General features: G+C 67.4%; 23 protein-coding genes. 14 read left to right on the top strand and 9 right to left on the bottom strand.

Annotation, left to right across the window (positions count from 1 at the left end):
- The first annotated feature begins 3 nt into the window (after positions 1-3).
- The gene (locus ACTHNC_RS00270; RefSeq protein ID WP_440292580.1) at positions 4-1,725 is read left to right on the top strand and encodes a glycerol-3-phosphate dehydrogenase/oxidase; all 1,722 of its coding nucleotides are present in this window, start codon (positions 4-6) and stop codon (positions 1,723-1,725) included.
- Positions 1,726-1,874: 149 nt separating this feature from the next.
- Here ACTHNC_RS00270 and ACTHNC_RS00265 read toward each other — a convergent pair whose 3' ends face one another.
- Entirely contained in the window at positions 1,875-2,855 is a 981-nt protein-coding gene (locus ACTHNC_RS00265; protein ID WP_440292579.1) for a hypothetical protein, read from the bottom strand.
- A 378-nt stretch (positions 2,856-3,233) separates the two neighbouring features.
- Here ACTHNC_RS00265 and ACTHNC_RS00260 point away from each other — a divergent pair, with 378 nt between their 5' ends.
- The 5 genes from ACTHNC_RS00260 to guaA all read left to right on the top strand — a co-directional run bounded on the left by ACTHNC_RS00260 (position 3,234) and on the right by guaA (position 8,339).
- On the top strand, positions 3,234-3,746 hold the full coding sequence (locus ACTHNC_RS00260) for a cation:proton antiporter regulatory subunit (protein WP_440292578.1): 513 nt from the start codon (positions 3,234-3,236) through the stop codon (positions 3,744-3,746).
- A gap of 3 nt (positions 3,747-3,749) precedes the next feature.
- A complete protein-coding gene (locus ACTHNC_RS00255; RefSeq protein ID WP_440292577.1) occupies positions 3,750-5,231 on the top strand; it encodes a cation:proton antiporter in 1,482 nt (493 codons plus the stop codon).
- 67 nt (positions 5,232-5,298) lie between these two features.
- On the top strand, positions 5,299-6,156 hold the full coding sequence (locus ACTHNC_RS00250) for an SURF1 family cytochrome oxidase biogenesis protein (protein WP_440292576.1): 858 nt from the start codon (positions 5,299-5,301) through the stop codon (positions 6,154-6,156).
- Between the two features lie 4 nt (positions 6,157-6,160).
- Entirely contained in the window at positions 6,161-6,697 is a 537-nt protein-coding gene (locus ACTHNC_RS00245; RefSeq protein ID WP_440292575.1) for a DUF3817 domain-containing protein, read from the top strand.
- A 58-nt stretch (positions 6,698-6,755) separates the two neighbouring features.
- Complete coding sequence (gene guaA / locus ACTHNC_RS00240; RefSeq protein WP_440292589.1) at positions 6,756-8,339, top strand: glutamine-hydrolyzing GMP synthase; 1,584 nt, start codon at positions 6,756-6,758, stop codon at positions 8,337-8,339.
- Positions 8,340-8,456: 117 nt separating this feature from the next.
- Here guaA and ACTHNC_RS00235 read toward each other — a convergent pair whose 3' ends face one another.
- A complete protein-coding gene (locus ACTHNC_RS00235) occupies positions 8,457-9,311 on the bottom strand; it encodes a Bax inhibitor-1/YccA family protein (RefSeq protein WP_440292574.1) in 855 nt (284 codons plus the stop codon).
- A 79-nt stretch (positions 9,312-9,390) separates the two neighbouring features.
- On the opposite strand from ACTHNC_RS00235, the gene ACTHNC_RS00230 reads away from it, so the two are divergent.
- Entirely contained in the window at positions 9,391-10,416 is a 1,026-nt protein-coding gene (locus ACTHNC_RS00230; RefSeq protein WP_440292573.1) for a glycerophosphodiester phosphodiesterase family protein, read from the top strand.
- Here ACTHNC_RS00230 and ACTHNC_RS00225 read toward each other — a convergent pair.
- Positions 10,365-11,165, bottom strand: coding sequence for a class I SAM-dependent methyltransferase (locus ACTHNC_RS00225; RefSeq protein WP_440292572.1), 801 nt, complete (start codon positions 11,163-11,165; stop codon positions 10,365-10,367). The genes ACTHNC_RS00230 and ACTHNC_RS00225 overlap by 52 nt on opposite strands.
- A gap of 64 nt (positions 11,166-11,229) precedes the next feature.
- Between ACTHNC_RS00225 and ACTHNC_RS00220 the strand changes: the two genes are divergently transcribed.
- Complete coding sequence (locus tag ACTHNC_RS00220; RefSeq protein ID WP_440292571.1) at positions 11,230-11,472, top strand: AbrB/MazE/SpoVT family DNA-binding domain-containing protein; 243 nt, start codon at positions 11,230-11,232, stop codon at positions 11,470-11,472.
- Positions 11,469-11,834, top strand: coding sequence for a PIN domain-containing protein (locus ACTHNC_RS00215; protein ID WP_440292570.1), 366 nt, complete (start codon positions 11,469-11,471; stop codon positions 11,832-11,834). The genes ACTHNC_RS00220 and ACTHNC_RS00215 overlap by 4 nt, the downstream gene beginning before the upstream one ends.
- A gap of 44 nt (positions 11,835-11,878) precedes the next feature.
- Here the strand turns inward: ACTHNC_RS00215 and ACTHNC_RS00210 are convergent, their stop codons facing one another.
- Positions 11,879-12,556, bottom strand: a complete 678-nt coding sequence (locus tag ACTHNC_RS00210; protein WP_440292569.1) for a hypothetical protein — start codon at positions 12,554-12,556, stop codon at positions 11,879-11,881.
- A 52-nt stretch (positions 12,557-12,608) separates the two neighbouring features.
- On the opposite strand from ACTHNC_RS00210, the gene ACTHNC_RS00205 reads away from it, so the two are divergent.
- Positions 12,609-13,325, top strand: coding sequence for a hypothetical protein (locus tag ACTHNC_RS00205; RefSeq protein WP_440292568.1), 717 nt, complete (start codon positions 12,609-12,611; stop codon positions 13,323-13,325).
- A gap of 56 nt (positions 13,326-13,381) precedes the next feature.
- Here ACTHNC_RS00205 and ACTHNC_RS00200 read toward each other — a convergent pair whose 3' ends face one another.
- Positions 13,382-13,708, bottom strand: coding sequence for a hypothetical protein (locus tag ACTHNC_RS00200; protein WP_440292567.1), 327 nt, complete (start codon positions 13,706-13,708; stop codon positions 13,382-13,384).
- A gap of 186 nt (positions 13,709-13,894) precedes the next feature.
- Between ACTHNC_RS00200 and ACTHNC_RS00195 the strand changes: the two genes are divergently transcribed.
- A complete protein-coding gene (locus ACTHNC_RS00195; RefSeq protein ID WP_440292566.1) occupies positions 13,895-16,411 on the top strand; it encodes an ATP-dependent helicase in 2,517 nt (838 codons plus the stop codon).
- A 46-nt stretch (positions 16,412-16,457) separates the two neighbouring features.
- Here the strand turns inward: ACTHNC_RS00195 and ACTHNC_RS00190 are convergent, their stop codons facing one another.
- Positions 16,458-17,966, bottom strand: a complete 1,509-nt coding sequence (locus tag ACTHNC_RS00190; RefSeq protein ID WP_440292565.1) for a hypothetical protein — start codon at positions 17,964-17,966, stop codon at positions 16,458-16,460.
- Between the two features lie 122 nt (positions 17,967-18,088).
- On the opposite strand from ACTHNC_RS00190, the gene murQ reads away from it, so the two are divergent.
- Positions 18,089-19,063: an N-acetylmuramic acid 6-phosphate etherase gene (gene murQ, locus ACTHNC_RS00185; protein ID WP_440292564.1), complete on the top strand. Its 975-nt coding sequence runs from the start codon at positions 18,089-18,091 to the stop codon at positions 19,061-19,063.
- Here murQ and ACTHNC_RS00180 read toward each other — a convergent pair.
- Positions 19,032-19,382, bottom strand: coding sequence for a nuclear transport factor 2 family protein (locus tag ACTHNC_RS00180; protein ID WP_440292563.1), 351 nt, complete (start codon positions 19,380-19,382; stop codon positions 19,032-19,034). The genes murQ and ACTHNC_RS00180 overlap by 32 nt on opposite strands.
- 179 nt (positions 19,383-19,561) lie before the next feature.
- On the opposite strand from ACTHNC_RS00180, the gene ACTHNC_RS00175 reads away from it, so the two are divergent.
- Positions 19,562-19,777, top strand: coding sequence for a hypothetical protein (locus ACTHNC_RS00175; protein WP_440292562.1), 216 nt, complete (start codon positions 19,562-19,564; stop codon positions 19,775-19,777).
- Positions 19,778-19,789: 12 nt separating this feature from the next.
- Here the strand turns inward: ACTHNC_RS00175 and ACTHNC_RS00170 are convergent, their stop codons facing one another.
- Both ACTHNC_RS00170 and ACTHNC_RS00165 read right to left on the bottom strand, forming a co-directional pair.
- Positions 19,790-20,170 (bottom strand): hypothetical protein, encoded by a 381-nt coding sequence (locus tag ACTHNC_RS00170; protein ID WP_440292561.1) that lies wholly within the window; start codon positions 20,168-20,170, stop codon positions 19,790-19,792.
- A gap of 85 nt (positions 20,171-20,255) precedes the next feature.
- Positions 20,256-21,098, bottom strand: a complete 843-nt coding sequence (locus ACTHNC_RS00165; RefSeq protein ID WP_440292560.1) for an oxygenase MpaB family protein — start codon at positions 21,096-21,098, stop codon at positions 20,256-20,258.
- A 259-nt stretch (positions 21,099-21,357) separates the two neighbouring features.
- On the opposite strand from ACTHNC_RS00165, the gene ACTHNC_RS00160 reads away from it, so the two are divergent.
- A partial coding sequence (locus ACTHNC_RS00160; RefSeq protein ID WP_440292559.1) for an ATP-grasp domain-containing protein occupies positions 21,358-21,770 on the top strand: 413 nt, incomplete at its 3' end.

Genomic DNA, 21,770 nt, shown 5'->3' with positions numbered 1-21,770 from the left:
GCGATGAGCGGACCCACACACATCGAGCACTCCGCACGACTTGGCCCGCTGGAGCGCGCCGAGGCTATCGAGGCGCTGCGCTCTGAGGAGCTGGACGTGCTCGTCATCGGGGGCGGCATCGTCGGCACCGGGGCGGCGCTCGATGCCGTCACCAGAGGACTCACCGTCGGCCTCGTCGAGCAGCGGGACTGGACGTCCGGCACGTCCAGCCGCTCGTCGAAGCTCGTGCACGGCGGCATCCGTTACCTGGAGCAGCTCGACTTCCGACTCGTGCGCGAGGCGCTCATCGAGCGTGGCCTGCTGCTGCAGCAGCTCGCCCCGCACCTTGTGAAGCCGGTGCGGTTCCTCTACCCGCTGCGGAGACCCGTGATCGAGCGCTTCTACATCGGCGCGGGGATGCTCCTCTACGACCTCTTCAGCTACACCGGTCTGCGCCCGCCGGGCGTGCCGCACCACAGACACCTCACCCGCACCCAGGTGCGCAAGCTGGCGCCGTCGCTGGCATCGGATGCCTACATCGGTGGCATCACGTACTACGACGCGCAGGTCGACGACGCCCGCTACACGGCATCCGTCGCCCGCACCGCGGCGCACTATGGCGCCCACGTCGCGAACCGGGTGCGCGTCGAGGGATTCCTCAAGGTCGGCGAGCGTGTCGTCGGCGTGCGCGCGAGGGACCGGGAGACCGACGAGGCCTTCGAGATCCGTGCCAAGCAGGTGGTCAACGCGACAGGGGTGTGGACCGACGACACGCAGTCGATGGTGGGGGAGCGCGGCAAGTTCAAGGTGCGTGCCTCCACGGGCATCCATCTCGTCGTGCCGCGCGACCGATTCCAGTCGGCGGCCGGCCTGTTGCTGCGCACCGAGAAGAGCGTGCTGTTCGTCATCCCGTGGGGCAGGCACTGGCTGGTCGGCACCACCGACACCGACTGGCACCTCGACAAGGCCCACCCCGCGGCGACGGCCGCCGACATCGACTACCTGCTGGAGCACGTGAACCGCGTGCTGAGCATCCCGCTCACCCGCGAAGACGTCGAGGGCGTCTACGCGGGGCTTCGGCCGCTTCTGGCGGGCGAGTCGGATGAGACGTCCCAGCTCTCCCGCGAGCACATCGTGGCGCACGCCGTGCCCGGCCTCGTCGTGATCGCCGGCGGCAAGTGGACCACGTACCGGGTGATGGCGAAGGATGCCATCGACGCGGCCGCGAGCGCCCTCGACGGCAAGGTGCCTGCATCCGCCACCGCGGAGATACCGCTGGTCGGCGCGGTCGGCTACCGGGCGGCGTGGAACCGCAGGACGCGGATCGCGCGCAAGGCGGGCATCCACGTGACGCGGGTGGAGCACCTGCTGAACCGATACGGCACTCTCGCGCAGGAGGTGCTGGACCTCATCACCGCGCGGCCGGAGCTGGCCGAACCGCTGCCCGGCGCTGACGACTACGTCGGCGCCGAGGTAGTCTACGCGGCATCGCACGAGGGTGCGCTGCACGTCGACGACGTGCTCGCCCGTCGCACCCGCATCTCGATCGAGGCGTGGGACCGCGGTGTCTCCGCTGCTCCCGTCGCCGCCCGTCTGATGGGTGCGGAACTGGGCTGGGACGTGGAGCGCATCGAGCGCGAGATCGCGTACTACCTTCGCCGGGTCGCCGCCGAGCGTGCGTCGCAGGAGCAGCCGGACGACGCCTCCGCCGACCGCGTGCGCCTCGAGGCCCCCGACCTCGGCTGAGGGCGCCCGACCCCTCCCGCCTCGTCTACAGCCAGTTCGTGCAAGCGCAGCCACTTGTGTTGGCTGCGTTCGCGGGAAGTGGCTGCGGACTGTGCACGCCGCCCCGCAAAGGCTTGTCTCGCAGGATTAGCGGCACGCAGACGCGGTGGTCAGACGATGATGGTCGGCCTGCGCACGATCGGCAGCCCGGCCTCGAGAAGGATGCGCCGGAGTGGGGCGCGCTTCCACGCATCGTCCCATTCCCAGCGAGCGCACGACCACTTGAGCGCGGCCCGGATCTCGTTCTCGCGTCGCTTCTCCTGAAGCACCCGGTCGACCGGCTTCACCGTCGAGCTCGGATCATCGCCGAGGTACTTTCCGACGCCGTCCGCCTCGCCCCAGGTTCCATAGTCCGGCCAGCCGAAGTCGAGAAACGCTTCCCTACCGCTTCGGGGCAGCCACACGCGATATTGGGTCACCGGGGCGGGGAATCCCATGTCGCGAAAGAGCGATCGGCTGAACGTCTCGAGAGGCTTCTCCGACAGCGGATCGGCGAAGGCGAGTACTTGGGCGACGCGCGCGCTGCCGTGGTACGGCAGGCGGAGCTTGTGCAAGGCGGTCACTTCGTCGAGCGTCGTGAGCGGACGTTCGTGCGAAAAGCGCTCGGTATGGATGGCGGCGTCCGTGATGGCAAGTGCAGCAGTGAACGACAGTACGCGACAGCAGTCCCAGACGATGTCGGCGGTAGAGGTGAGCAGCATGCCGTCCCTTTCCACAATGCTCGCTCCTGCCCGGCGGCCGATCTCGATGACTCCGTTTCTCTTTCGGGAGTTCGAGGTCGGCGACAGTAGGTAGACCGCCGAAGGCCACCCACCGATCGTCGGAAGCCCGAGGAGCGCGGCAGCTGAGGGTCCTGCTGCTACGGGTGAACGCCGAGACGACATCGCGGCGAGCACACGAATGCGGTAGCGGTCGTCTCGCCCCAGACCGGTGAAATCGTTCAGGATGATGTACGCGCCGCGCCGCACTCGCGCCAGTTCCTTCTTCTTGAGCCCGGTGCGGATACTGCTCGCTCGGCCTTCGGCGGCGGCGCGGCCGCTGAGAATCAGCTTGCTGCCGAGAGTGATGTCGCGAATTGGTTCTGCGTTCATGCATCCAGCGAAGCGCTCTAAGCGCAGCCAGGCTCACCTGCGGCGCGCAACGTGGAAGTTCGTGCGATTCCGTGTCCTGTGGACGACAAGGCGGGCACTGACCTCGAGGGGCGGGCCGCGAACATCCGGCGGCCCCGGCGCTGCGCCACCAACCGCAGCCCGTTACTTCAACCGCGGCCAGAACATGTGGCCGTGCTCGCTGAAAGTGGCTGCAGTTGGCGAGAGCGCAGCCGAGGGGACCCGCGCGACCGGATGGCCGCGCGGTCGTGCGCGTTCACCCAGGGCGCAGCCGGGCATGGGAGCGGGCCGTGGACCGCTGACTAGACTTGCAATCACGCAAATGCACGGGAGTCCTTGACGATGGTTGATGTTCGACGAGTGAAGCTTCCCGGGGTCGGTGTGCTGCACACCTTCGTGACGGATGACGGCGGCAAGGTCGGAGTCATCGCCCACCGCTCCGGACACTCGGACCTGATCACCTTCTCCGACGACGAAGACACCACCAACGTCACCAAGGTGTCGCTGCGCCTGAACGAAGACGAGGCGCACACCCTTGCCGAACTGCTCGGCGGCACCCAGATCACCGAGTCGCTGACGGCGCTCGACCAGATCCCGGGTCTGTCGATCGACTGGTTCACGGTCGACTACGAGGACTACATCGCCGGCCAGCGGCTGGGCAGCCCCGCAGAGGTCGGCATGGTCGGCCTCACCGTGGTGGCCGTGGTGCGTGGCGACTCCACGAACCCGGCTCCCGCCGCCGACTTCAAGGTGTTCCCCGGCGACACGCTCGTGGTCGCAGGGTCCCCGGAGAAGGTCGCCAAGGCGTTCACCTATTTCCGCACCGGAGAGGTGGCCAAGCCGGCTCTCGCTGACGCTCCGCCCGGAGTGTGAGAAGTGTCCGTCGCCGCCGTGCCCGCGTTCCTCTCCTCCCTCGGTGACGACATCGTCACTCGCGTCGCTGCGCACGGGCATCCGGATGCGCACCCCGCGTCGCTCCTGACGACCCGCGCCCCACACGCCACCGACTCCGTGGCCACCGACCTCATGGTGCTCGGCGCGCTGTTCGTGATCGCGTACGTGCTCGGCCGCCTCGGCAAGCTGATCCGGCTTCCCGCCATCCCGATCTACATGATCGTCGGCCTGTTGGCCAGCCCGCACACCGGCTTCTTCCCGCTCAACTTCGACACCGCAGACATCGGGCTGATCGCGGTTTTCGGCCTGATCCTGCTGCTGTTCAACCTCGGACTCGAGTTCGACCAGGATGAGTTCTTCGGCAACGCCGGCCGTCTGCTCATCTCCGGCGGCACCTACATCGTTCTGAACATGGGCGTCGGATTCCTGTTCGGCGAGCTGGTCGGCTGGGGAACCCGCGAGGCGCTGATCATCGCCGGCATGGTGGGCACGTCGTCGAGCGCGATCATCACGAAGATGCTGATCGAGCTCGGACGCCTGGCGAACAACGAGACCCCGGCCATCCTGGGTGCGACCGTCATCGGCGACGTGTTCATCGCCGTCTACCTGGCGATCGTCTCCGTCGTGCTCAGCGGGCAGACGCAGTTCTGGCCGGTCGTGCTGCAACTGGCGATAGCCGCCGCGTTCCTGGTCGCCATGTTCACCATCGCGCGATGGGGCGGGCGCATCGTGTCGCGGTTCTTTCGCACGCGAGACGATGAGCTGTTCACCATCCTGTTCTTCGGTCTCGCGCTGCTCTTCGCCGGCATCGGCGAGCTGATCGGGGTGACCGATGCCATCGGCGCGTTCCTCATCGGTCTCGTGCTCGGCGCCACCCGCTTCTCCGGCAAGGTCGAGCGCATCTCGATACCCCTGCGGGACGTGTTCGCAGCGTTCTTCTTCCTCAACTTCGGCCTGGCGCTGAACATCGCGGAGTTCGGAAGCGTCGCCTGGATCGTGCTCATCGCCATCGTGATGACCGTGGCGCTGAACGTTCTCTCCGGCGAATTGATCGCCTACTTCAACCGGTTGGATGCCCGTGCCGGCCTGAACATCGCCGCCGTGCTCATGAACCGTGGCGAGTTCACCCTGATCCTCGCCACGCTCTCGCTGGCGGCGGGGCTGAACCAGAAGCTGGAACCGTTCGCCGGTCTCTACGTGCTGATCATGGCCATCCTCGGGCCTGTGCTCACAGCCAACTCTGAGAGGATCGGTGTTGCACTGATCCGGCCGCGCCGAAGAACGGCCGTGAAACAGCGCGATCCCGTTCTCGACGAGGAGATCGACCTCGTCGATGCCGTCAGCCGAGGGCAGGAGCCCGCGGCCGACGACGCAGACGGCGAGCCGAGCCGCGCGGATCTCGATCGCGTCATCGAGCAGGCCATGCGGCAGACGAACAACGACGACAGACGAAAGCAGAACTGACATCTCCGGTGACACCCGACCGGCGGCCGGCCCCACGCACGAAAGCCCAGAAAGGCAGAGCCCTGCGTTGAGCAAGCCCGTCCCGCCGAGAACCGAGTCGCTCGGCCGCACCATGGTGCGGCCGAAGTGGATCCTGGCGCTTCTGCTGGCGCTCGCCATCGCGGCCGCCTTCGCGTGGCTCGGGCAGTGGCAGCTGGCGCGGGCGGTGCAGTCGGGGCACGTTGTCGAGCATCCGACCGAGACGGTGATGCCGTTGAACAGGATCGCCACCGTGAACTCGCCCCCGACGGACGCCGGCATCGGTCAGCTGGTGCGCACGCGGGGCAGTTTCGCGCCGGATGACTACGGGATGCTCGCGGGCCGCCTGAACGACGGCACCGCCGGCTACTGGGTGATCGCCCGGTTCACCCCGTCCGTGGTTGATGCCAAGGGCCACACCGCGCAGCTCGGGGTCGCGCGCGGCTGGGCGCCGACGGTGCAGAAGGCGAAGGCCGCGATCGCGCGCCTGGAGGCGCAGGACCCCACAACCGTCACGCTCGTCGGACGCTTACTGCCCTCCGAGGCGCCGGAGGCTCCGAAGGAGAACACCGACCCGTTCGTGATGAAGGACATGTCGGTCGCCGCGCTCGTGAACCTGTGGCACGGCATCGGGAACTCCGACATCTACAGCTCGTACGTCGTCGAGCACGGAACCCCGCCTGCCGGCCTGTCGTCGATCTACTCGCCGCCGCCTATCGAGCAGGCGACGGTCGACTGGCTGAACATCTTCTACGCGGCCGAATGGGCGATCTTCGCCGGATTCGCGCTCTTCCTCTGGTACCGGCTCGTGAAGGATGCCTGGGAGAAGCAGCGCGAAGACGACGAGGCGGCGTACCAGGAGGCGCTCGCCGCGTGGGAAGCCTCCAGCAAGCAGAACTTAGACTGAAGGCATGCCGAACTCCCCCCAGAACGAGGACGGCGGAAGCCTCCTCAAACGCACGATCGAGCAGTTGCGATCGGCGAACTCGGCCCGGCCCCGCGCGGTGGACATCCCGAAGATCCCCGGCGCCCTCACCTTCTACCGCGTGACGGCGTACATCACCGGAATCATGCTGCTGCTCCTGGTGGCGGAGATGATCGTCAAGTACGGCATCGGGTACTCCGTGTACGCGTTCGCGCCGGGGCACCCGGTGCTCGCGCTCGTGCCGTACAACCCCGCAGGCGGCGAGCTGGCAGGTCTCGACGTCTCCACGGCCATCCTCATCGCACACGGATGGCTGTACGTGCTCTACCTCATCGCCGACTTCAGGCTGTGGTCGCTGATGCGCATGTCGTTCACCAAGTTCGTGCAGATCGCGCTGGGCGGTGTCGTACCGTTCATGTCGTTCATCGTCGAGCATTTCATCACCCGGCAGGTGCACAGATTCCTCGCCGAGAACCCCGTCAAGCCCAAGGCAGCATCGAGCACCGTGGAGGCATCCCATTAGCGCGCAGACCGAGGTCCCTGGTGACGAAACGGGCACTGAGCACGAATCAGGCACCACGATCGACGATCAGCACGCGGCCGTCGGCGAGCATCCGGTGCTCGTCGTCGACTTCGGCGCGCAGTACGCGCAGCTGATCGCGCGGCGCGTACGCGAGGCATCCGTCTACTCCGAGATCGTGCCGCACACCATTACGGCGGAGGAGGTCGCGGCGAAGAGCCCGGCCGGGATCGTGCTCTCCGGCGGCCCGTCGAGCGTGTACGAAGACGGTGCGCCGAGCTTCGATCCCGCCATCTTCGAGCTCGGGGTGCCGACGCTCGGCATCTGCTACGGCTTCCAGGTGATGGCCGCCTCCCTCGGCGGCGAGGTGTCGAAGACGGGTGCGCGCGAGTACGGCTCGACCGATGTGCGGGTGACGGATGCCGGCACGCTGCTGGCCGATCAGCCCGCCGAGCAGACGGCGTGGATGAGCCACGGCGATTCTGTGACGAAGGCGCCGGAGGGATTCGAGGTGCTCGCCTCCACCAACTCGACGCCGGTCGCCGCGTTCGCCAGCGACGAGCGCCGGCTGTACGGGGTGCAGTGGCACCCGGAAGTGAAGCACTCGGCGCACGGGCAAGCGGTGCTGGAGAACTTCCTGCACCGCGCGGCGGGAATCCCGGCCGAGTGGAACAGCGGGAACGTCATCGAGACGCAGGTGAAGGCGATCCGCGAGCAGGTCGGGACCGGTCGCGTGCTCTCCGCGCTCTCCGGCGGCGTCGACACCGCGGTGTCGACCGCGCTCGTGCACAAGGCGGTGGGCGACCAGCTCACGGCTGTGTTCGTGGACCACGGACTGTTGCGGGAAGGCGAGCGCGAGCAGGTCGAGAAGGACTACGTCGCCTCGACCGGCGTGCGCCTCATCACGGTCGATGCGGCCGACACGTTCCTGAATGCGTTGGCCGGCGTGAGCGACCCGGAGGAGAAGCGCAAGATCATCGGACGCGAGTTCATTCGCGCGTTCGAGAAGGTGCAGCGCGAACTCGTCGACGAAGCGAAGGCTGCGGGGGATCCGATCCGCTTCCTGGTGCAGGGAACGCTCTACCCCGACGTGGTGGAATCCGGCGGTGGAACGGGCACCGCCAACATCAAGAGCCACCACAACGTCGGCGGCCTGCCGGAGGATCTGCAGTTCGAGCTCGTCGAGCCGTTGCGCACCCTCTTCAAGGACGAGGTGCGCGCCGTCGGCCGCGAGCTGGGCCTGCCCGAGGAGATCGTTTCGCGGCAGCCATTCCCGGGGCCCGGGCTGGGCATCCGCATCGTGGGAGAGGTGACGCGCGACCGACTCGAACTGCTCCGCAAGGCGGATGCTATCGTGCGGCACGAACTGACGGCCGCGGGACTCGACGCAGAGATCTGGCAGTGCCCCGTCGTGCTGCTGGCCGACGTTCGCTCGGTGGGCGTGCAGGGTGACGGACGCACGTACGGGCATCCGATCGTCCTCCGTCCGGTCAGCTCGGAGGATGCGATGACCGCCGACTGGACGCGCCTGCCCTACGACGTGCTCGCACGCATCTCGAACCGCATCACGAACGAGGTGGAGGGCGTGAACCGCGTGACGCTCGACGTCACCTCGAAGCCCCCGGCCACGATCGAGTGGGAGTAGGCCTGAACAGCGCGGAGGCCGCGACGGCTTGCCGTAGCCTTCCGCTCGTTGAGCCGTCCGCATAACCAAGGAGCCCCGCTCGGTCGACCCGAGCGGAGCTCCTTCGTGAGGCTTCGGCTAATTCCGGCCGCCGCCGCCCGCGATGATCGCGAAGAGACGCAGGAACTCGACGTACAGCCAGATCAGCGTCACGGCGAGGCCGAACGCGCCGTACCAGCCCATCACACGCGGGGCCCGGTTCTTCACGCCGTTCTGGATGAAGTCGAAGTCGAGCACGAGCGAGTAGGCGGCGAGGATGACGGCCAGGGCACCGATCAGCACGCCGAGCGGAAGGTTGAACAGCCACGGCACGTGCATGGAGTAGATGCCGAACGGTCCACCCGTTGTCGCCTGGCTGAACCCGCCGAACAGCATGATCACGAGGTTCACGACGCCGAACAGCGCGTAACCGATCAGCGCGACGAGGAACACCTTCGTGGCCCGGGCGGATGCCCGCACCTTGCCGCTGGCGAACAGCACGAGCGTCACCGCGAATACCGCGAGTGTCGCGAGGATCGCCTGGATGACGACGCCGTTCCAGAGCTGCTCGAAGATGGCCGAGATGCCGCCGATGAAGAGACCCTGAGCGGCGCCGTACGACAGGATGAGCGCAGGCGACGGCTTGCGCTTGAAGGAGTTGATGAGCCCGAGCACGAGGCCGACAATGGCGCCGGGGAACGTCAGCACCGGGAAGAACCAGCCCACCACGGCGGTGGCGAGGATGACCGCGAACAGCAGTACCGTCTTGACGATGGTGTCTTCGTAGGTCATGCGGCCGGTGTCGGCCGACGTCGCCGCCGGTGCGTCGTACAGCGACTGGATGCCCTCGGCGGTGGCGAGTGCGTTCGTCTCGGTCGCCGTCGCGGCGCCTGCCGCGGGATTGTTCGGCCTGAAGGCCGGATTGCGCGAGAACGCGGGGTTCGAGAGAGCCATGATGAAACGTTACCGAAGATCGCCCATGTCGGGGCTGAGGTTCTCCTGTGCACTCGAACCCACTCGTTATCGTGAGGCCATGACCTCTGCGCCCATGATCATCGGACATCGAGGCGCTCCCGGCTACCGGCCGGAGCACACGAGTGCGGCCTACGAACTGGCGTTCGCGCTTGGTGCGGATGCCGTCGAGCCCGATGTCGTGGCGACGAAGGACGGCGTGCTGGTGCTACGGCACGAGAACGAGATCTCGACGACGACGGATGTGGCATCCCACCCCGAGTTCGAGCAGTTGCGCACGACGAAAGTCGTCGACGGCGTGAAGCGCACCGGGTGGTTCACCGAGGATTTCACGTGGGCACAGCTATCGACACTGCGCTGCATCGAGCGGCTTCCCGAGGTGCGGCAGGCGAGTTCGACATTCGACGGGCGCTACCCGGTGATGAGGCTCTCCGACCTGTTCGAGCTTGTGGACCGGCAGTCAGAGCGCACCGGACGGAGCCTCGGGCTCGTTGTCGAGATCAAGCATGCGACCTATTTCGAGAGCTTGGGTCTGCCGCTCGACGAGCTGTTCGCGGCATCCGTTCGCGAAGCCGTGTGGAACGACCGGCACGCGCGCCTCGTGGTCGAGTCGTTCGAGCGCACCGTGCTGGCGAAGGTGCGGGCGCGCGGTGTGCACGCGAGATCGGTGTACCTGGTCGAGGCCGAAGGCGCTCCTTACGACGCCGTCGCGCGGGACGGCGCCGCGGCGCGAACATATGCCCAGGAGATCGACGAGGCAGGGCTGTACGAGCTGGCCGCCAGCACCGGCGACGACGTGATCCACGGCATCAGCGTGGACAAGACGCTGCTACTGGATGCCGGGGGAGACGGCACGACGGACCTCGTGGACCGCGCGCACGGCGCCGGGCTGCAGATCTATGTGTGGACCTTGCGCGCAGAGAACCGCTTCCTCGCCCAACCGTTCCGCCGTGGCGAGGCGGCAGAGCACTACGGCGACTGGCCCGGGGAGTTCGAGCTGATCATGTCGACGGGGGTGGACGGTGTGTTCGCCGATCAGCCGGATCTTGCGGCCGTCGCCCGCACGATCACCAGTGAGCCGTCGTAGGATGCTTGCCGCCGGAGTGCTCCGTGTCGCGCATCCCAGGCGCCGGATCTCAGATCTGCGGCGAGGTGTTCCGCGTAGCGTTTCGAGAGCTCATCGTCGATGAAGCTCCACGCAGAGCAGGACTGTCTGGCGCCCGGGATGAGCAGCTTTTCCGGTCGCCCGTAGTACGCCTCGTTGAAGCCGTCGGTGCAGTCGAGTGGGATCGGAACCGAGCGGACGTTCACGGTCCCGCCGAGGCCCGCACGCAACGCTGAGATCGCAGGGTAACGCCGGTGCTCGGTAGCGATCACTTCCGGTGCGTACTCGGCCAGCCAGAAGCGGTGCAACAGGTCGGGATCGCAGGTGAGCACAACGATTGGGCCGCGCGTCACCCGTCTCAGTTCGCTCAGACCCGCCGCGAGGTTCTGCCACTGGTGTACCGAAAACGTCGTCATGGCCGCATCGAACGAGTCGTCGGGGAACGGCAGGTTCTCCGCCGTGGCATCGATCGCCGCTGGGAGGTTCGCCGGTCGCTGAGCGCGCATGCTTGCGGACGGTTCGACGGCAGTCACCCCGCGGTCTTCCGGCTCGTAACCTCCGGCGCCGGCTCCAACATTGAGAACCGTCTTGGCGTCGCCAAGCGCATCCAGAATGCACCGCGCGATGCGAGGATCCGGCACGCGGTACGAGCTGTAGTTCGCTCCGATGAGTCCGTAGTCCGCATCCCCGGCGCTGCCGTCAGGTGAACGTGGGCTAAGCGACTCTGACACGTCTCCATCGTCGCACCCGGCGCGACCTCCATCGCGAGTTAGAGGGTGGTGGTACGTTTGAATCATGGGTGGCACATACAACCTCTCGGTGGGAAACAAGGGTCGCCTTGTGGTGCCCGCCGAGGTGCGCCAGCACCGTGGGTGGAGCGAGGGCGCGGCTCTGATCGCCATCGAGACGGACACGGGCCTTGTGCTGGTGGGCCGCGACGAGGCGCGGCGAATGCTGCGTGAACAGTTGGCCGGCCGCGATCTCGTCGCCGAACTTCTCGAGAGTCGCCGAGCCGAAGCTGCAGACGACGCTGCATGACCGTCTTCGATGCATCAGCGCTCCTCGCCTTCCTGCAGGATGAGCCCGGAACGGATGTGGTCACCGAGCAACTCGAGCACGGCGGGATGGTGAGTGCCGCGAACTGGTCCGAGACGGCGCAGAAGGTACGGTCCGCCGGCGGTGACTGGGCTCTCGCTCGAGCTGTTCTGTTCAGCTACGACCTCGCGGTCGAGCCCGTGACCTTGTCGGACGGGGAATGGGCCGCCGTCCACTGGCGCCGTGGCGACGGACTGTCCCTCGGGGACCGCCTGTGCCTGGCGCTGGGTGCGCGCATGGAGACGAGTGTGCTCACTGCGGACGCGGCCTGGCGAGGCAGGCCAGACGTCGTGCTGATCCGCTGAGGCAACGGAGCCAGTCCAGTCGTCGCGCTCGCCGTCCGTGGACGTCAGCCCCCTGCGGTCATCAGTTGTTGTCCGGGCCCGGCCGTTGCACAAGTGGAATTGGACGACAGGACGGCGAGCTGGAGATGGATCACGGTCGCGTTCGAGCCCCACGTGGCGAGGTCGAAGGTCATGCCCTCGTAGGCCGTCGCGGAAGGGAAGTCGTTCACGTAGTCGTTCGTCGCATCCGGGTGTGGTGGCTCAAGAGTCGGGAAGACGACCTGGAGTCCGTTGCTGGGATGGGTTCGGAGCCAGTTCGCCGCATCCACCATGCTCATTCCCGAGACTGTCCAGTAGGCATCCGCCTTGGCCATCGGCTCGCACCACCAACTCTGTTCCTCGTCGTCGATCGAGGTGCCCGGCGGCGGGGATTGCACCCTCGATGCGCCGGGCGGCAGCACAGCACCGGCTAACCAGGCCGCCGCCTTCGCCTTCGACGCCGCATCGGCTGTGACGGCGGGCCGTGGCGGCGGAACCACTGGACCCCGCTCGGCGGTCGGGGCTGGGCTCGGCGCCCCGATCAGCGTCGGAGCCGGCGGAGCGGAGACGGCGGCGCGATGGGCGTCGATGCTGGCGCAACTGCTCAGAACGACGCAGAGTGCGACGGCGAGAACTCCGGCGCCGGCATCCTTCCATCGGGAATGTCGGCGCACACGAAGGTTCTCATCGCCAATGCGGTTCACGCGCGTCAGGCTACTCTCGCGATGGATTCATACAGGCCATACGCTTCGCGTGATGCCTTCTCGTAGCTTGCAGTTCGAAGCTCTGCTTCAGTCGCTCGTTGATGGCCCGACTCATGTCGAGGTGGAAGACGCCCTGCGGGCAGCCGGTTGGATGTTTGCAGGCGCCGGTGACTGGGCGATTGCGTTGCGCTCGCCCGATGGCGTGGCCGCGGCGCGGATCAGCCCGTTCGATCCGGCTGGTCCCTACACGGCGGCGCTGTACCGGGACGCAGCCGCGACCGGACAGGTCCCCGCCCTTTATGTTCATTGTCGACTGGCCGGCGGCGGGGACCTTCAGATCATGGAGTGGCTCGACCCCGTTCCCGAAGACGTGGCCGAGACCTTCCACAGGGCAATCGCAGATCGCGCTCCCGAGGTCGCCATCCTCGCCGACGTGATCGCCAGAGTTCATCGCCGTGCTCAGGAGGAGCTCCCGTGGTGCGGCCCGCTCGACAACAATCCCAGCAACGTGATGAGAGCTGCCGACGGGCACCTCGTGGTCACGGATCTGTTCTACGCGGACGGCCCCAACCTGTATGCGGCCGCCGCAACCGATCCGGACCTCGTCGTCGCGCGAATTCCTGCCGAGGAGCGGCGGTACATCACCGAGATACCGCTCGCGAGCTCGGGAGGATGGCAGCCGGGAGCGAAGGCTGCGATCCAGGCCGCGCTCCTAGCCGCGGAGCGCCGACTCGCTTCCACCGATGCTTCTGCAGGGTCGGAGATCTGAGTACGAGCTCCTACGTGCCGCATCCTCTCGTTCGCGGGTGGGACGAGAGGTCGTCACTACTGGGTCGTCGTCGGAAGAGGCAATTGCGTGGCCGGCCGGAGGAACGATCCTGTCCAGCCGAGCGTCTTCAATGATCCGTTCGCATCGACACGCATGTTGAGGCCCCATCGTTCGAGGGTCCCGCATGGGCCGGCCTCACTGACCAGCCTCAGAGTGACGCTCGTGCTCGCGATCGGATGCCCGCCGGCTCCCGTCGTGGAAACCGAGAGCCGCTCCTTCGTGCCCGGGCTTCCCTTCCACTGCACGAGTTGCGTGGGGAAGGGTCGAGGTTCGATGCTGAGTGCCACCGCGGCAGCGGCGAACAGCGCCCGGCGTGTCACCATGACCCAAAAGTACGCACAGCGAGTACCGGACGTGGCGATCTCGCATGCGCCGGGCGAGCACGCTGATTGGGTTCCGGGTTGCACGGCTGAAAGCGCTCATCGGTGGCCTCTTCGCCGGCGGGCTGCGGTTCCAGCATCGATCGCCGGGCCGGGAGTGTCAGCCGCGCCACCTATCATTGACGCAGCATGACGACGCCTCCCAACACCCCTGTTCTCGACGACGCCACGCGCGACCCCGAAGCGTTTCGGGCATCCGCTCCGATCATTCTCGACGGGGTGGACGTCGGTATGGATGAGCGCTCGTTCCGGCCGCATGTGGGCGGGAATTCGCTGCTGGATGGCCTCAACCCCCAGCAGCGCGAGGCGGTGGAGTACCGCGGTCAAGCGCTTCTGATCGTCGCGGGTGCCGGATCAGGAAAGACGCGCGTGCTGACGCACCGCATCGCGAGTCTGCTGGCGAATCGAGAGGCGTGGCCCAGCCAGATCCTGGCCATCACGTTCACCAACAAGGCGGCGGCCGAGATGCGCGAGCGCGTCGAAGCGCTCGTCGGCGAGAGTGCGCAGGGCATGTGGATCTCCACGTTCCACTCCGCGTGCGTGCGCATCCTGAGGCGCGAGGCCGAGCACTTCGGCTACAACCGCAACTTCACGATCTACGACGCCGGTGACTCGAAGGCACTGCTCAAGCGCATCATCAAGGAGCTCGAGGCCGACACGTTCGGCTTCACACCCGGAAGCGCCGCAGCCCGCATCTCGAAGCTGAAGAACGAGTTGTCGGATGTCGAGTCCTTCGCCCGCACCGCCAACCGGTCGGATCCGAAGGAGGCCATGTTCCTGGAGATCTTCCGGCAGTACAGCCGCGATCTGGAGCGGGCGAACGCCTTCGACTTCGACGACCTGATCAGTCAGACCGTGTACCTGTTCCGCGCCTTTCCGCACGTGGCAGCGCTGTATCAGAGGCGATTCAGGCACATCCTCGTCGACGAGTATCAGGACACGAACCACGCGCAGTACGAGCTCATCCATACGCTGACGCAGCCGATCGAGCCGGAGGAGGTGGCCTCACTCGAGGCGAAGGATTTCACCATGCGCGGACTCGTGGATGCCACCGGGCGCGTTCCTGGCGCATCGCTCACGGTGGTCGGCGATTCGGATCAGTCGATCTACGCGTTCCGTGGTGCGGACATCCGCAACATCTCGGAGTTCGAACGCGATTTTCCCGGCGCCAAGGTGGTGCTGCTGGAGCAGAACTATCGGTCGACCCAGAACATCCTGTCGGCGGCGAACTCGGTGATCGCCAACAACTTCGACCGCAAAGACAAGAAGCTGTGGTCCGCGGGCGGCGACGGCGAGAAGATCATCGGCTACACCGGATACTCGGGGCACGACGAGGCGCAGTTCGTCGCCGACGAGATCGAGAAGCTGCACGCGGCGGGCGTGCCGTACAACGAGATGGCCGTGTTCTACCGCACCAATTCGCAGACGCGTGCCCTGGAGGAGATCTTCATCCGCTCCGCGCTGCCGTACCGCATTATGGGCGGCACGAAGTTCTACGAGCGGGCCGAGATCAAGGATGCGATGGCCTACCTCATCGCGGTCGCGAACCCCTCGGACGAGATGGCGCTGCGTCGCATCCTCAACACCCCGAAGCGCGGGATCGGGCCGGCCACCGAGACGCAGCTTGCCGGATACGCGGAGGCGAACGGTTTCAGCTTCCGCCAGGCGATGCGGGATGCCGCGTCGCTCGGCCTCGGCCCCAAGGTGACGAAGGCGATCGTCGAACTGGCGACGCTGCTCGACGAGGGCGCCGCGATGATCGACCCGGATTCCGGGGCCGGCGCCCCGGGTGCCGGCCCCGCGAAGGTGAGCGACGTTCTCGTGCATCTCATCAAGGGTTCAGGGCTGGTCGATGCGCTCCGGGCGAGCCGTGATCCGCAGAACGAGGCGCGCGCGGAGAACGTCGAGGAACTCGTCGCGGTCACGAAGGAATTCGAGCGAAACAATCCAGAAGGGGGCCTCGTCGAGTTCCTCACCGAGGTGTCGCTGGTGGCGGCCGCGGACGAGATCGACGACGCCAGCGGCACCGTATCCCTCATGACGTTGCACACGGCCAAGGGCCTGGAGTACGACGCCGTGTTCATCACCGGCGTCGAAGAGGAGCTGCTGCCGCACCGCATGTCGGCGAACGAGCCGGGCGGGCCAGCCGAAGAACGCCGGCTGTTCTACGTGGGCATCACCCGCGCCCGCAAACGGCTGTATCTCTCGCTTGCCATGACGCGCGCTCAGTTCGGCGACGTCGCGGTCGCGCTGCCCAGCAGGTATCTGCAAGAGATCCCGGCCGAGCTGATCGACTGGAAGCAGTCGCCGGGATTCGCGAACTCGCGCGGCGGAACGCAGTCCCGAGCCCTCAACGCGCGGCGTCCGGAGCGCGGGCCCGATCGCGGCCTCACCGGCGCGGGAGGTTCGTTCGGTGCCAAGCCCGAGATCCCGGCGAGCGCCTGGCCGAACCGGGTCACCGCGCAGGTGCGGGACAACGGTGACCTCACGCTCGAGCCCGGGGACCGCATCCGCCACGTGGACTTCGGCGACGGTCGGGTCACCGCGGTGACGGGCGAGGGCACCAAGCGGGTGGCGCACGTGCAGTTCGACAAGGCGGGTGCGAAGAAGCTGCTGATCAAGATCGCTCCGATCGAGAAGCTTTAGCAGCGGCCTCGCCGAGAGGCGACGAGCAGGCGGGCGCCAGCGACACTTACCGTGCGCCTCTCCGGGGGAGCCGCCGAGCAGTGCGTCGTGCCCATCGCGCGCAGAGCGCTGAGATTCCGAACAGCGTCGCGGAGGTCGCCGCGAGCCCCGCGGCGATGCGCGCCTGGCCGTCGGAGGAGCCGGTTTCGGCAAGCCGGTCGGCGGGAGCCGAGGGGTGAGCGGGGGGCGCGCTCACCAGGACGGTCTCCGATGCCTCACCGAAGCGGGACGTCCATGACCGGACGCGCGAGCGTCCCTGCTCGGGTGCCGTGTCATCGGGCGAGATCGTCTCGACCCAGACGAAGTACCCGGCGTTCGGAAGGGTGCACGGCGGAGTCGAGTATTCGCCCGGCCCGTGGTCGATCGTCGTCGTCACCTCGCAGACGACCGGTGCATCGGCCGGCGCCTGGTCGGATGCGACCGACGGCGAACCGAACGGGCCCAGCAACCGGCTTCGCACCACGATCGGGATCGGCGTGTACGGCCCACCGTCGTCGCCGTACACGCCCCATTCGGACGCAACGCCGTGGCCGGTCCCCACGCCCACCTGCAGCACGTCGTGCACCGTCGCACCCGTCACGGCCACCGTGTCGCTGGCCTTCGTCGCGACGACGGGCTGGAAGGGAAGCGATGACGGCCGCTGCATCGAGACCTCCGCCTGCGCGGAGGCACGGCCGGGCGATGCCGTGAGCACGCTCTGCACTCCCGGCTCGGCGTGGGCGACCGTTGCCGCGGCCCCGAATGGCAGATCCGCGAACGTGACGGATGCCTTCAGCTCCACGACAGCGGCTCCGTCTTCCGGGGTCAGCGGGTAGGAGACGCCGTTGCGCACCCGATGCTCGTGCGATCCATCGGCGAACACGGCGCCCTGCACCGTCGCGACACCGTCGAAGGCATCCGGCGGCGCGGTCCCCGACCCCGACAGGTAGTCGACATCGAGCGCTGCCACGAGCGTGCTCGCCCCAGAGTCGTCCCGGTCGATGGCGAGCCTCGCGGCAACCGAACGCGAAGCGCCGGATGGCCCGCCGAGCTCCGCGAGCATGGCGCTCGATCGCTGCAACACCTCGCCGGCCCGAGCACCCGCCCTCGCGGCGAGCGATTCAAGAGCGTGCCCGTTCAGACCCGTGATCGTCCAGGTCGCCAATTGCGCCGCGGCAGCAGTCAGCGGATCCTCCGTGCCCGCCCACGTGCGCGAGATGTACGCCAGACGAGCGCGGTCGTCGTCGGAGAAGCGCCCCAGTGACGCGGCATCCGTCGGCTCGAGCTCGTGACCGGTCGGTGCACGGCCGCCGAGATCGATGCAAAACCCGCGTGAGCCGTCGGCCAATGACCAGGATCCGATCCACCAGCCATCCGATGACATGAAGCCGACACCGGTTCCCGTTCCGGCGACGGCGTGGGCGGGTGAGGGGAGCAGCAGAGCGCCCGCCAGCGCGATGACCACCACCAGCAGCGACACCAATGCGGAGCGTCGGCGGCGATGAGGATGTGCGTGGTCGTGATGGATGCTCGTCATGCCAGGAACGCTCGCAGGTTCGCGACAGGCGTTGCCGGTGCGAACGGCTCGACGTGCACAACCCGGACGAGGACTTGCCTGTGGAGGACGGGACGAACCCCGAAGTCTCGTACGGTGTAGGCATGACAGACACTACGAGCGCGCCGGACTCGGATGACCGCGGTGAGCTGCGCGAACGGCTGAACTCGTTCGCCACCGAGGCCGTCAACGAGGCGACGCGCGAGCTCGACCGGTTGCCGCTCGACGAGCAGATCGCCGTGATGTGCGAGCAGAACGCCACGGTGGCGGATGCCGTCGCCGCGTGTGCGCCGCAGCTCGCGGCCGCCGTCACGCTCGTGGTGGACGGCATGAGGGCGGGCGGCCGCCTGATCTACGTCGGCGCCGGCACACCGGGCCGGCTGGGCATACTGGACGCGAGCGAGATCCCGCCGACGTACGGCATGGACCCGTCGCGCGTCGTCGGCGTGATCGCGGGCGGCGAGACCGCGATTCGCACAGCGGTGGAGAACGCCGAAGACGACGACGTGGCGGGCGCCGCCGCCGTCGACGAACTCCGCGTCGGCCGGCACGACACCGTCGTCGGCATCTCCGCTTCAGGCCGGACCCCGTATGTACTCGGCGCGTTGCTCAGAGCACGGGAGCTGGGAGCCGCCACCGTCGGGTTCGCATGCAATGCGGGCTCCGCGATCGGTGAGGCATCCGACGTCGCCATCGAGACAGTCGTCGGACCCGAGGTGGTCACCGGATCGACCAGGCTCAAGGCCGCCACTGCGCAGAAGATGGTGCTCAACACGATCTCGACGCTCACGATGGTGCGTCTCGGCAAGGTCTACGGCAACCTCATGGTCGACGTGCGCGCCACGAACGAGAAGCTGCGTGCGCGGTCCGAACGCATTGTCATGCTCGCCACGCACACGGATGCCGTCACTGCCGCTCGCGCGCTCGCCGCCGTCGACGGCTGGGTGAAGGCGGCCATCCTGGTGGTCGTCACGGGGCTCGGCGGCGACGACGCGGTTCGGCTGCTGAACGAGCACGACGGGATGCTGCGCGAGGCGATCGCCTCGGCTACGCCGACTGGTCCATCCACCACTCGGTGAACGACGCGACCCGTCCGTCTGCGGCGAAGTCGAGCATCCACAGGTTGCTGAACGTGGTGTCGGAGTAGACGGTCTTGCCCTGGATGAAGACGCGGTCGCCGTCCTCACCCACCTGATGCCAGGTGAAGGATGCGTCGCCTGGTTCGTCCTTGCGTTCGAGCCACTTCGTCACTATGTCGTCGACGCCGCGCCACGGTTCTCGGAACGGTGCGGTGTAGTACACCGCCTCCTCGGTGAACAGGGCACGAATGTCGTCGGGCGCGTTGGACTCCCACGCGCGCACGTAGCCGTCCATCCAGTTCTGAACTCCTTCGGTCATGAGTTCCGGTCTATCGCGGGCTACCGACAGTTGCGCGTACCTGGCTGCACGCCGACCGGTGCGACGGAGTTTGTGATCGCGGCTTCGCCGCTCAACATGCTCAATCGACTTGCCGGAGAATGCCAGCATTCTCCGGCAAGTCTCAATCGCATGTCGGAGGCTCGTCGCACCATGGAGACATGACCCGAGACGAGCAGTTCATCATCGAGAACGCGGCGGCAGACGACGACCTCGACCTGCTGCTGGCCACCCACCGCTGCGCGGACTGCGCGGAGTACGCCTTCCTCGAGGCGCGTGGCGACGACGGTGTCACGCTCTGGCTGTGCGCCGGGTGCGCCGACGAGCGTGAGGCGGAGGCGCTCGCGTACGCGGAGAGCCACTCGCGCGCCGCGTGAGGTCGAGTCCGGTTAGCCCTCGACGGTGTTGGTGAGCACTCCTGCAGACAGCAGCGTGTTGTAGAGCGCCGTCGCCGTCTGACCGAAGGCGTTGTCGATCTTGTTCAGGCCCCAGACACCGCCCTTGAAGAACCCGATCGCGAGGTTCTTGTCGAGGCGCGCAACGAGCTGACCCGCGGCATCCACGAAGAACTGCACGCCGAACGTGATCTGGAAGTCGTCGCCCGCGAGAGCTCCGGCGAACATCGTCGTCGTCATGTTGCCGCGTCGGGCGAACCAGTTGCCGTCCGGTTGCACCTCGACGATGAAGCCCTGCGAGTTCAGTGCGCTCGCCACCAGGTGTTTCGCCGCCTCGTGATCGCCAGAGATGAAGCAGTCGTAGTAGGAGGACACCGAACGCCTTTCCCTCCGGCGCCACGCCGGCGCCCCGTCCCGTCGGCCACAGCATAGGGGAGGGAAGGCGGCCCGGTCGATGAGGTCAGCCCGCGGAACCGGAGCGCAGGCGGCGCAGGAGGCGGTCGCGCACGAGGTGCCTCACGCGAAGCGGCAGGCGTGGGTAGATCGCGGCGGTGAGCGACATCATCCGTTCGTACCTGCGCCGGTTGCGCTCGGTGAGCACCAGACCGTACTGTCCCCGCAGCCGCTCTGGCAGAAGTGCGACGGTCGCGAGCCGCGCCCACGGCATGATGAGCCGCATCCAGATCGGGGCATGCTCGGCGCGCAGCAGTTCGCGGCTGACGGTGCGGGCTGCGGGCAGAACCGCGAGGTGCTCTACGGCGTCGTTCCAGTACTCCTCGAACGCGACCCGGCTCGCCGGCCACGCCTCAGGAGGCAGCTGCAGCGAGGTGCCGACGGCCGCGAACTCGCGATAGAACCGGTCGGCGGATGCCTGATCGAGCGGCCCGAAGACCCGCTCGTGCACCCGCACCGCCGTCCAGTACAACGTCGCGGTGACCCACAGCTGCAGATCGGGGTCGAACGCCGAATACGCGGGCGTCTCGGAGTCGGCCGCTCCGTGCACGGGTGCGTGCGCCCTGCCTACGGCGCGATGCACAGCCCGGATGTCGTCCTCCGTGCCACAGGCCACCGCAGTCACATACGTGAGTGTGCCGATCAGCCGGTCGTAGGGCCGCGACGCGAAGTCGCTGTGCTCGGCCACCCCTCGTCCGACCGACGGATGCGCGAGCTGCAGAAGGATGGCGCAGCCGCCGCCGGCGAGCATGATCCACTCGCCACCGACATCCGCGATCCCCGTCGGCTCCGACCGTCGTCCTGGCGATCGCGGACTCCGCGGTTGCTGCTCCGGCGGTCGCTGCGGCATGCGGCAAGGGTATCCGGATGCCCGGACAGCGCCCTGGACGCCCGGCGAGAACCATCATGGCGCTCGGGTAGGCTGTCGGTGGCAATTTATCTCGGCGTCGAGCTATCTGACTGAAGTGCCCATCAGCCGTCCTCGTCGACCTGTATCGCCGACCGAAGTCAACGACACGACGTCACCGACCGAAAGTCGCCGACACAGCGCCGCACGAGCATCCGGCCCGCACCGATCGCCATTTCACTCGCACACGGATTGGGAAGCAGTGGATCTTTACGAGTACCAGGCACGTGACCTGTTCGAGAAATACGGGGTCCCGGTACTGCCGGGTATCGTCGCCGACACGCCGGAAGAGGTGCGCGCGGCAGCCGAGAAGCTGGGCGGCGTGACCGTCGTCAAAGCGCAGGTCAAGACCGGTGGACGCGGCAAGGCCGGCGGCGTCAAGGTGGCGAAGACCCCCGACGACGCTGAGGCCGCGGCAGAGGCGATCCTCGGCCTCGACATCAAGGGGCACATCGTGCGCCGCGTCATGGTGGCCGGCGGTGCGAACATCGCCCGCGAGTTCTACTTCTCGGTGCTGCTCGACCGGGCCAACCGCTCGTACCTGTCGCTGGCCAGCGTCGAGGGCGGCATGGAGATCGAGCAGCTGGCCGTGGAGAAGCCCGAGGCGCTCGCGCG

Source organism: Humibacter sp. (genome assembly GCF_051954055.1).
In the GTDB taxonomy this organism is placed as follows: Bacteria; Actinomycetota; Actinomycetes; order Actinomycetales; family Microbacteriaceae; genus Humibacter.
The sequence above is the reverse complement of the archived record's forward strand: the minus strand, read 5'-3'. Positions and strand labels throughout refer to the sequence as shown.